Origin of the sequence: Fulvimarina manganoxydans (genome assembly GCF_900176465.1) — a bacterium.
GTDB lineage: Bacteria > Pseudomonadota > Alphaproteobacteria > Rhizobiales > Rhizobiaceae > Fulvimarina > Fulvimarina manganoxydans.
On record NZ_FWXR01000043.1, the window covers coordinates 1 to 9204 of the forward strand.

General features: G+C 61.2%; 8 protein-coding genes and 1 pseudogene. 6 read left to right on the top strand and 3 right to left on the bottom strand.

The features are described from left to right. Nucleotides 1–294: 294 nt before the first annotated feature. Together B9A15_RS22155 and B9A15_RS22160 are read right to left on the bottom strand one after the other, a co-directional pair. The gene (locus B9A15_RS22155) at nucleotides 295–2013 is read right to left on the bottom strand and encodes a sensor histidine kinase (RefSeq protein WP_170923411.1); all 1719 of its coding nucleotides are present in this window, start codon (nucleotides 2011–2013) and stop codon (nucleotides 295–297) included. A gap of 154 nt (nucleotides 2014–2167) precedes the next feature. Beyond that, entirely contained in the window at nucleotides 2168–3001 is an 834-nt protein-coding gene (locus B9A15_RS22160) for a class I SAM-dependent methyltransferase (RefSeq protein ID WP_084413131.1), read from the bottom strand. Nucleotides 3002–3240: 239 nt separating this feature from the next. Between B9A15_RS22160 and B9A15_RS22165 the strand changes: the two genes are divergently transcribed. After that, nucleotides 3241–4086: a bifunctional allantoicase/(S)-ureidoglycine aminohydrolase gene (locus tag B9A15_RS22165; RefSeq protein ID WP_084413127.1), complete on the top strand. Its 846-nt coding sequence runs from the start codon at nucleotides 3241–3243 to the stop codon at nucleotides 4084–4086. Nucleotides 4087–4195: 109 nt separating this feature from the next. Here the strand turns inward: B9A15_RS22165 and B9A15_RS22170 are convergent, their stop codons facing one another. After that, entirely contained in the window at nucleotides 4196–4816 is a 621-nt protein-coding gene (locus tag B9A15_RS22170; RefSeq protein WP_244557090.1) for an IclR family transcriptional regulator, read from the bottom strand. A 106-nt stretch (nucleotides 4817–4922) separates the two neighbouring features. Between B9A15_RS22170 and B9A15_RS22175 the strand changes: the two genes are divergently transcribed. The 5 genes and pseudogenes from B9A15_RS22175 to B9A15_RS23565 all read left to right on the top strand — a co-directional run bounded on the left by B9A15_RS22175 (nucleotide 4923) and on the right by B9A15_RS23565 (nucleotide 9113). Beyond that, nucleotides 4923–5111: a pyridoxal-phosphate dependent enzyme gene (locus B9A15_RS22175; RefSeq protein WP_210190570.1), complete on the top strand. Its 189-nt coding sequence runs from the start codon at nucleotides 4923–4925 to the stop codon at nucleotides 5109–5111. A gap of 173 nt (nucleotides 5112–5284) precedes the next feature. Further along, nucleotides 5285–6154 (top strand): type 2 periplasmic-binding domain-containing protein, encoded by an 870-nt coding sequence (locus B9A15_RS22180; protein ID WP_139798558.1) that lies wholly within the window; start codon nucleotides 5285–5287, stop codon nucleotides 6152–6154. 43 nt (nucleotides 6155–6197) lie between these two features. Continuing rightward, nucleotides 6198–8006 carry a methyl-accepting chemotaxis protein gene (locus tag B9A15_RS22185; RefSeq protein ID WP_084413130.1) on the top strand — a complete coding sequence of 603 codons (1809 nt, stop codon included), beginning with the start codon at nucleotides 6198–6200 and terminating at the stop codon, nucleotides 8004–8006. 111 nt (nucleotides 8007–8117) lie between these two features. Next, a pseudogene (locus B9A15_RS22750) lies at nucleotides 8118–8237 on the top strand (IS6 family transposase); the annotation flags it as partial. Between the two features lie 60 nt (nucleotides 8238–8297). Then, nucleotides 8298–9113, top strand: a complete 816-nt coding sequence (locus tag B9A15_RS23565; protein ID WP_244557091.1) for an alanine racemase — start codon at nucleotides 8298–8300, stop codon at nucleotides 9111–9113. Nucleotides 9114–9204: the final 91 nt, after the last annotated feature.

Genomic DNA, 9204 nt, shown 5'->3' on the forward strand with positions numbered 1-9204 from the left:
GAAAGTCGCAATCATCGCCGTCGCCAGAAAGCTTCTCACCGTCCTCAACGCCATGCAGAGAGACAAAAAGGCCTTCGCATGAACACAGTTGCCATGCCTCGAAGGTTGCTCACATCCACAAGCCGATTGCGGTCTGCTTCGCTTGGTCCATTTCCTCGGCCCGAATGTCGCTCCGACGGTGATGGCATAGGTCCCCGCACTCTTCGAATGCGAGGATGACGAAGCGCCGAGGGATCGCTTTTCCCTCAAAACTCTGCAGACACGGCGATCATTCGCGAAAGGACGCAGTCGGGCTTAGACACCCGTCTCGGCGAGACCGGAAAAAGGCACCTGATAGCGGCAGACGATGCCGTCAGGGGCGAAGTCGAGAGCGACTTGATCGCCTGCGACGCCCGATAGACCGCCGCGAATGAGGCGCGTGCCGAAACCGCTTTCTTCGGGTTCGTGCACTCTCGGGCCGCCCGATTCCTCCCAGATGAGCTCGAAATGCTGCCCATCCGGCCCGCCATCCTTGCGCCACCGGACCTCGACGCGTCCTTCGGGCACCGAAAGCGCGCCATATTTCACCGCATTGGTCGCCAATTCGTGGATCATCAGGGCCAGCGAGAGCGATGTCGCCGAACCGATCGCCACCGGAGGACCGGAAACGGTGATCCGCCCGGCGCCGTCGTCATGGGCCTGGAGCGTCTCGGAGACGATCTCGAAAACTGAGCCGCAACCCGAACCGCCCTTGATGACCACGTCATGCGCTTTGGCGAGCGCCAGCAGACGCGCATTCACCGTGTGCCGGGCCGCGTCGAGATCCGGCGCATTGCGCAGCGACTGATGCACCACGGCCTGGACCATGGTCAGATTGTTCTTCAGCCGGTGGGACAATTCCCGCATCAGAAGCGATTGGCGCTCCTCGGCTCTCGCGCGGCCGAAAGCGACCTGAGCCCGGTCGGCGACCGTGCGAACGAAATCGAGCTCCGCCGAGCTGAAGGCGTGCGGCCCATCGTAATGGATGAAGACGACCGAGACGAAGCGGCCCTGCTCGAAGATCGGCACATTGACGAGAACGCGAATGCCGATCGAAAGAAGCGCCTCGGCGCTTTCAGCCGTTCGCGGATCGCTCGTCACATCCTCGATAATGACGATCTCGCCCCGTTTCAGGTCGTCGATGAAGGAGCCATAGTCGCGAAAACGATGAAGGCCTTCGAGGGTTGCTGTGCCCGGACGGCGCCAATCCGGCTGCATCTCGACCGTCTCGGCGACGTCGTCGACGATGCCGAAGCCGGCCCGCGTCGCGCCCAACGTCTCGGCCATCACCTCGGCCGCGGTGAAGGCGATGGCGCCCACATCGCTCGTCTCGCGCAGCCTTTCGCCGAGATCGAGAAGCGCAGCCTGGCGCAGCTCGCTCGCCTTGCGGGCGGTGATGTCCATGACCACGCCGGGAAAGCGGCTACATTGCCCCTCATCGGAGAGGAAGCACCGTCCAAGGGAATAGACCCAAGTAACCGGCCCATCATCGCGCTGAAGCCGGTATTCGGCGGAAAACTCGCCGCCGTCCCGCAAGACGGCTCCGAAGGCCTCTCTGATACGGTCGCGATCGTCGGGATGAATGCCGGCCAAAAACTCCGCGATCGGCGCCCCCTTCGCCGCCCGCTCGGGCTCGACGCCGAACATCAGCGCGAAATGGGAGCCGGCATAGAGCCGGTCATTGACGACGTCCCAGTCCCACCAACCGAGAAGACGCGAGGCCTCGAAGGCGAACGCCAATCGCTCCTCGCTGACGCGCAGCGCCTCCTGGCTCGCCGCAAGGGCGGACTGCAGATCGCTGTCGGCCGCGCGCGCTGAGCCGTCGGCGCCAGCCCGCGTGTCATCGCCTTCACCGACGGCGAAATCGACCGACGCTTGCGTCCCGGCGATGGAGCCGCGTCCGCTATCGGAGAGCCGAGAGCGCAGACGCATGACCTCTGCCTCGAGGGCATCGCGGCTCATGGTGGAGGGAATTTGAAAGCCAAAGGCGGTCATGGCACCGTCTGTCGAAGTGGTTTGGCCGGACCGCAATCCTACGAATGCTGCGGCTGGCTGTGCCATCGGTCCATGGAACCTCGATAAGAGCCGTCAGGACATTCGTCAAACGATCATTTCGTGGGAGTCAACCAATGCTCGTTGCTTAGGCATTCTAAGCAATGGGATAGGCGCAACCGGCTTCACCTTCGTTAGCTGGCTGCCTTTCTTGGCGCTCTCGGATCCGAGCGCCCGCCCCAGCGGGAACGAGAACCGGCTTGGAGGCTCGGCGCCGCTCCATGGCGCGGCTCGCGACCGGAACGCCGCGGTAGAGTTGCTTGACCGCCTCGACAATGACGACGCCGGCAAAGACGGGCCAGGCCTTGCGGCCGAAGGTTTCCAGAGCGACCGTAAGGCCGAGCAGGGACCGACGCCGGAAGGGCGGAAAGAACAGCGCCTCGGACAAGGAGGCCGGCGTGAACATGGCGCTGCGCAAGAGCCGCTGGAGCTGCCCCCGCGACCAGGGCCGGCCGGAGCCGAAAGGGGTGTGTTCGAAGCGCGCCCAGACCCCGCGCCGGTTCGGAACGACGAGAACCACACGCCCGCCCGGGGCCAGAACGCGCCAGACCTCGTTCAAGAAATCTTCCGGGCTTTCAGCAAATTCGAGCGCGTGAACCGCCAGGATGCGATCGACCGAGGCATCGCCGAGCGGTAAGTCTTCAAGTCCCACCAGCGCGGTCATCGAGGCCCCGCCCGGCGGCCAGGAAATCGCCCCCTGCCCCGCCGGCATGAAGGCCAGAGCACGTTCGGCATCGGATGCGAAGCGATCGAGAAACGGTCCGCCATATCCGACGGCCACAAGGCGCTCGTCCGAGATCGGCTTCCAGACCGGCATCAGCGCGAGCGAGACGGCCCTCGCGGCGGCCATTCCCAGAGCCGACTGGTAGAAATCGCGTAGATCGATGATGTCGGCATTGGTCGTCAGGGCGCGGCGTCCTTTGATGATCATACGTCTTCGATCGGATGTGTCGCGCATATAGGGACAAAGCCCGCCCAAGCGAAGGCGCCCGGGCGTCAAAGACCGATCGGCGTGCGATTGCGCGACGGCGCAGCCCCCCTTGGACGCGCCGATTTTCTCGGCCATTCCGGCATCTTCAAAGAGTCCAGAAGAGACTTTTCGCAAGGGCGGCGCTGGTCGAAGACGCGGCCCTTTCTTACTGAAGAACGAGATCCAATCCCGGAGCGCCCATGACCTCGAACTATTTCGCCCCCACAGGGGGACATCCTCCGCAGTCGCAGCTTCTGACCGGCCGCGCGGTCTTCACCGAGGCCTATGCGGTCATTCCGAAAGGCACGATGCAGGACATCGTGACGAGCTTTCTGCCCTTCTGGAATGCAACGCGCCTTTGGGTTCTGTCGCGCCCTTTGAGCGGCTTTGCCGAGACCTTCTCCCAATATATCATGGAAGTCGCCCCGGGCGGCGGGTCCGAGCGGCCGGAAACCGATCCGCAAGCCGAAGGCGTTCTCTTCGTCGTCGACGGAACGGCCAAAATCGTCATCAATGGTCAGAGCCACGCGCTGCGGCCGGGAAGCTATGTCTATCTCCCGCCGAAAACCGACTGGGCCTTTACCAATGACGGCGATGCGCCCGTGCGCTTCCATTGGATCCGCAAGGCCTATGAGGCGGTCGAGGGGCTCGACCATCCGGACGTGATCGTCACGAATGACGCGGATGTCGCCCCGACCCCGATGGCGGGAACGGACGGCAAATGGGCCACCACCCGCTTCGTCGACCCGTCCGACCTGCGCCACGACATGCATGTGACCGTGGTCACCTTCGAGCCTGGCGCGGTCATTCCCTTCGCCGAGACCCATGTGATGGAGCACGGGCTCTATGTGCTGGAAGGCAAGGCCGTCTATCGCCTGAACCAGGACTGGGTCGAGGTCGAGGCCGGCGACTATATGTGGCTGCGCGCCTTCTGCCCCCAGGCCTGCTATGCGGGCGGCCCCGGCAAGTTCCGCTATCTTCTCTACAAGGACGTCAACCGGCATATGAAGCTCGGCCCGGCCATGGGCGGCGCCGCTCGCCGATAGGGCATGATGCCGAAGAGTTGTCTGACTTTTCGGGTCACATTATGTGTCAAAACAACCACTTAGAGCGAAATAGCGATCCCGATTTTTTGCATTTCGCTCTATGCAAAGGTCATGCGGGCGCGCGAACAGGGCGCGCCCCGCCGATCGCATCCGTCAGCTCCCCTGCAGCCGCCATCACCGTTGCGGCGTGGCGGGTGGTCGTCTCCAGGCTCATGCGGGTGATCGGCCCCGAAACCGATATCCCCGCGACGGCCTCTCCGTGAACGTCGAAAATGGCCGCCGCCACACATCGCATGCCATCGGTGCGTTCCTCGTCGTCGATCGCATGGCCCCTGGCGCGGACCCGATCGAGATCGTCCGCAAGCGCCTTATGCGTCGTCAGGGTCTTGGCCGTGAAGGTCGCCAGACCGTTCGTCGCAATGACCCGGTCGAGCCGCTCGGCCGGCATCTCGGCAAGCAGAGCTTTGCCGATCCCCGAAGCGTGGAGCGGGGACAGTGTGCCGGGGGGAAAGAAGGCCCGGATACTCGCATGGGTCTCCACCTGGCTGACGAAGAGAACCGCGCTGCCCTGGACGATGCCGAGATTGGCCGTCTCGCCGGTCGCTTCCATGAGGCGCCGCATGATCGGCCGGGCGCGCTCCACGAGAGAGGTCCGACGCAGAAAGCGCGCGCCGACGACGAAGGCGTGGGCGCCGATATGCCAGCGCAGGTCGTCGGGGGTGAACTCCACCAGCCGCCTCTTCTCGAGCGTCAGAAGCACCCGGTAGACCGTCGCTGGCGCCTGACCGAAAGCGCCTGATCGACGGAGATCCGATGATCATCCGACCTATGACGACATGCTTGCCGCGCACGAGCGCATCAAGCCGCATATCCGGCATACGCCGATCCGCACCTTGGATAGCCTCAATGAGCGTTCCGGCTGCGGACTCTTCTTCAAATGCGAGAACGTTCAGGAACCCGGGGCCTTCAAAGTGCGTGGTGCCTCGAATGCGATTTTCGCGCTTCAAAAGGTGAGCAAAGCTTGAAGATGTCAGAAAGCAGAGCCTCAACGGCTCAGAGGCAAAGGTGCGACACGCTTGAATAAAAGAATGTCGGTCTTACGCTCGGGAAATTAATCTTTTCTTATCCAAGATCAATTATCCATAAGTACGAGATATTAATTCGAAATCATTCAGCGAAACAGACCGACGAGGACCACATGCGGCGTCGAACATTTATGGCCTGTGGCGCATCGATGCTTGCCATGCCTTGGGTACCACGCGCTTTCGCGGGTGACGACATTCCAGTTTTCTACAATGCCACAGAGAAAATCGACGACTCGTCTCTGTCTGCCAAGGCTTTGAGACTGGCTGTCTCGAAAATCGACAAGCCCTATGTTCTGAAACCCTCGCCCGTCGGCTACCCGACGCAATCGGGTGTCATGAACGCTCTCGCGACGGGAGGCGATCTCGACATCTGCTGGGTTGGCGTCGACAAGACAGTGTGGAATGCCGCCCTGCCAGTGCCGTTTCCAATCGATGGCGGCCTGCTGGGATATCGCCTCTTTCTGATCAATGGCCAACGGCAGCGAGAGTTTTCCTCAGTCAAATCGCTTGATGACCTGCGTCGGTATATCGCCATACAAGGTCCGGGATGGGGCGATATCGATATTCTGCGCAATGCCGGCATCACCGTACGCACAGGTCTTTATAAGAATCTCTTTCGCATGACCGTCGGCGGCCGGGCGGATTTCTTCCCCCGGGCAGCCTTCGAGGCCATCAATGAGCAGACCCAGCATGTGGCGGCTGCGCCTGGGCTCGCCGTCGAAGAGAGCTTGATCCTCAAATATCAATTTACCCTCATGTTCTTCGTGTCGAAGAAAAAACCAGAGCTGCGCGACGATCTTCTCAAAGGTCTGATGGCTGCCCACGCGGATGGTTCTTATGAAGCTATGTTCAAAACGGACGCCAACGTAGAAACAGCTCTGTCAAAAGGACATCTCGGCCGGCGAAAATTGATCGAGATCGACAATCCAATGCTGCCGTCAAATGTAAATTCAATCGACAGAAGACTTTGGCTTTCCCTCTAAATTCATTGGAACCGGCTGCAACCGAAGCTCACGAGGGCTGCAAATGAAATCCTCCATAAAGACACAGATCCTTTTGCCGGCTTTGTCCATGATGGCAATCGGCCTGCTGGCCGTTGGCGGTTATGCCGCCCTGTCACGAGCCAACATGCAGAACGACATGTTTCAGAAGAAGGTGGATCTGACCGCGCAACTGGTGCTCAGTGGCAGTTCCAACGCCATTTGGCAGTTCGACGAGGCCATGGCGAAAGAGACGCTCGCGCCTGCAACCACTGATCCGGATTTCCGCGCCGGCGTGATTTTCGATGAAAAGGGCAATCCGTTCTACTCGATCGGCGAGGCGTCCATCATCGACGAGTTGTCCAAATCGGAGGGACAGGAACTGGATGGCTCGCTTCTGGTCGAGTCGGTGCCGCTTCTTCGCACGGAAGAGGGCCAGGAGATGACGATCGGGCGGATGGCGATCGTCTTCGACACGAGTGCCGCTGCTGCGAGCAGTTTCCAGTCCATGCTGACAATGGTCACTCTCGCCGGCGGCGTGTTGATCCTCTCCAGTCTCGCACTCTTCGTCTTCGTATCGCGCATCGGTCGCTCTATCGGGTCTTTGTCCGATGTCATGAGACGGATGTCAGGCGGGCAGTTCGATCTTGAGGTGCCTGGGATTGCGCGCAGCGACGAGCTGGGTGACATGGCAAAGGCCGTCAATGTCCTGCGAGACAACTCGCTCAAGGCGCTCGCTCTTGAAAGTGAGACACAGGAGATGCGCTCTCGCGACGAGGCCCAGCAAGCCATAGAGCGGGAGCGCAAGGAGCAAGAGGCTGCACAATTGAGAGAGGCGACCGAACTTCTCGGTTCGTCCCTCGCCAAGCTCTCCTCCGGCGACCTGACCTGTCGCATCGAGACGGCGCTTGCCGCTCAATACGAACCGATCCGCGGTGACTTCAACAAAGCCGTCGATCAGCTGAGCGATGCCCTCAAATCGGTCATGGTCTCGGTCGGTAATATCGACGCCGGCACCGATGAAATTGCTGCAAGTGGCGAGTCCCTTGCGAAACGCACCGAGCAACAGGCGGCCGCATTGGAAGAGACCGCCGCTGCTTTGGATGAGATTACGGCGAACGTCTCCAACTCGACAAAGCGTACTGGAGAGGTCCGTAGCGCGTCGAGGCGTGTTAACACAGCTGCAATTCAGTCCACGGAGGTCGTCTCCCGTGCGGAGGACGCCATGCAGCGGATCGAGAGAAGCTCGGAAAAGATCTCGAACATCATCGGTGTGATCGACGAAATTGCCTTTCAGATCAACCTGTTGGCGTTGAATGCCGGTGTTGAAGCCGCACGCGCCGGCGAGTCCGGCAAAGGCTTCGCAGTCGTTGCACAAGAAGTGCGTGAACTCGCTCAGCGCTCCGCTCTGGCCGCCAACGAAATCAAAACCTTGATCACCACTTCGGCGAGTGAAGTCGATTCCGGCGCCCAGCTTGTGCGCGAGACCGGTACCGGATTGAAGGAAATCAGCCGCGATATCGCGGAAATCACGGTGCAGATGGATGCGATCGCGATGTCTGCCCAAGAACAGGCGACGGGCCTCGGACAAATCAACTCCGCCATCGGCCAGATGGACAAGGTAACGCAGCAGAATGCCACAATGGTCGAAGAATCCTCGGCAGCGGCTTCAACGCTTGCCAGGGAAGCGAGCAAGCTGCGCGAACTCATTGCCGGATTTGTTGTCGACGATCCCGCGAAACTGTTGCGCGAGACAGCTCATAGAATGGAGAGGGCGACAACTTCCGAACCGGGCGCAGAGTCGGATTCGACACTCAAAAGGTTGTTGCGCGGCGTGCCGGTCTTCGGACGATGAGGACGGCGGGCTCTACCGCAGTCTAGTCAGGCTCACATTCAGGCGACCGTCGTTACCGCTTTTCGGGCTCTTTATGATGGAGAGCTTCTTATCAACTTGAACAGGGTCGCCGAACGCGGCTTCGCGGTCGATCATTCGAAGATCAATCGCTGGAATCTTGCCTATGCGCCGCTGATAGAGAAGCGATCGCGCCGGCTTAGCAAGTTTCATTGCGGCTCGGTGCGGATCGGCAGGTTCCGCTCGTTCAACGCCGCGCGGCGGAACGATAAAGCGGTTCGAGGCGGTGCCGGGCTGAGAAAGGGGCTTGGCTCCGCAGGCGAGTGGACTGTTCGCCGGCAGAACGATCTCGACGCGCTGGAGCGCAACATCAAGAAGATGGGCGACTACGCGAAAGCCCACGGCACGCGCCACCGGGTGCATAGCAAGATGCACAAATCGGTCGATGTGGCGAAGCTTCAGGAAAAGCTCGGCGGCGCGGTCGGCGTCTGCTGCCAGAAGGTCTCGGAAGCGGAGGTCTTCGCGCGCGGCGGCATCAAGGACATCCTCGTCTCCAACGAGGTGCGCGATCCGGCGAAGATCGAGCGGCTGGCGAAGCTCGGCTCGGACATCATCGTCAGCGTCGACGACCTCGCCAAGGTGGCGGAACTCTCCGAGGTCGCGGCTCAAGCCGGCCTTCCCTTCGAGGCGGTGGAGCTTGACAGCATGGGCGAGGCGGATGTGATCATCTCGATCACCTCGGCCTTCTCGCCCTCGCTGATGGCGAAGCACGTCTCCGAGGGCACGCATATCGCCTGCATGGGCACGGACACCAAAGGCAAGCAGGAGGTCGAGGCCGCGCTTCTGGCCAAGGCTCGTGTCTTCACCAACGAGGTCGCCCAGTCGATCACGATCGGCGAGGCCCAGCATGCGGTGGCCGAGGGTCTGATCAGCGAGGCGGACATCACCACGATCGGCGCCGTCATCAACGGCACCCATCCGGGCCGCTCGGCCGACAGCGACATCACCCTCTTCGACGGCACGGGCGTCGGCCTTCAGGATCTCGCTGTCGCGGCCGCGGTCGTCGATCTCGCGGTGGAAAAGGGCATTGCCATCGAAATCGATTTCTAGAGCGGGATGACATCGAACTGAGTCGCTGAGGATTCCGCTTTTCTCTGGGCTGTGATTCAACATGCTGGCTGGAAGGAGGCCAGCATGAATG

What these genes read in the sequence shown, in the direction of transcription:
- B9A15_RS22165 (WP_084413127.1), top strand. Translation starts at nt 3,241, where the DNA reads ATGACCTCGAACTATTTCGCCCCCACAGGGGGACATCCTCCGCAGTCG.
- B9A15_RS22185 (WP_084413130.1), top strand. Translation starts at nt 6,198, where the DNA reads ATGAAATCCTCCATAAAGACACAGATCCTTTTGCCGGCTTTGTCCATG.
- B9A15_RS22155 (WP_170923411.1), bottom strand. Translation starts at nt 2,013, where the DNA reads ATGACCGCCTTTGGCTTTCAAATTCCCTCCACCATGAGCCGCGATGCC.
- B9A15_RS22180 (WP_139798558.1), top strand. Translation starts at nt 5,285, where the DNA reads ATGCGGCGTCGAACATTTATGGCCTGTGGCGCATCGATGCTTGCCATG.
- B9A15_RS22160 (WP_084413131.1), bottom strand. Translation starts at nt 3,001, where the DNA reads ATGATCATCAAAGGACGCCGCGCCCTGACGACCAATGCCGACATCATC.
- B9A15_RS22175 (WP_210190570.1), top strand. Translation starts at nt 4,923, where the DNA reads ATGCTTGCCGCGCACGAGCGCATCAAGCCGCATATCCGGCATACGCCG.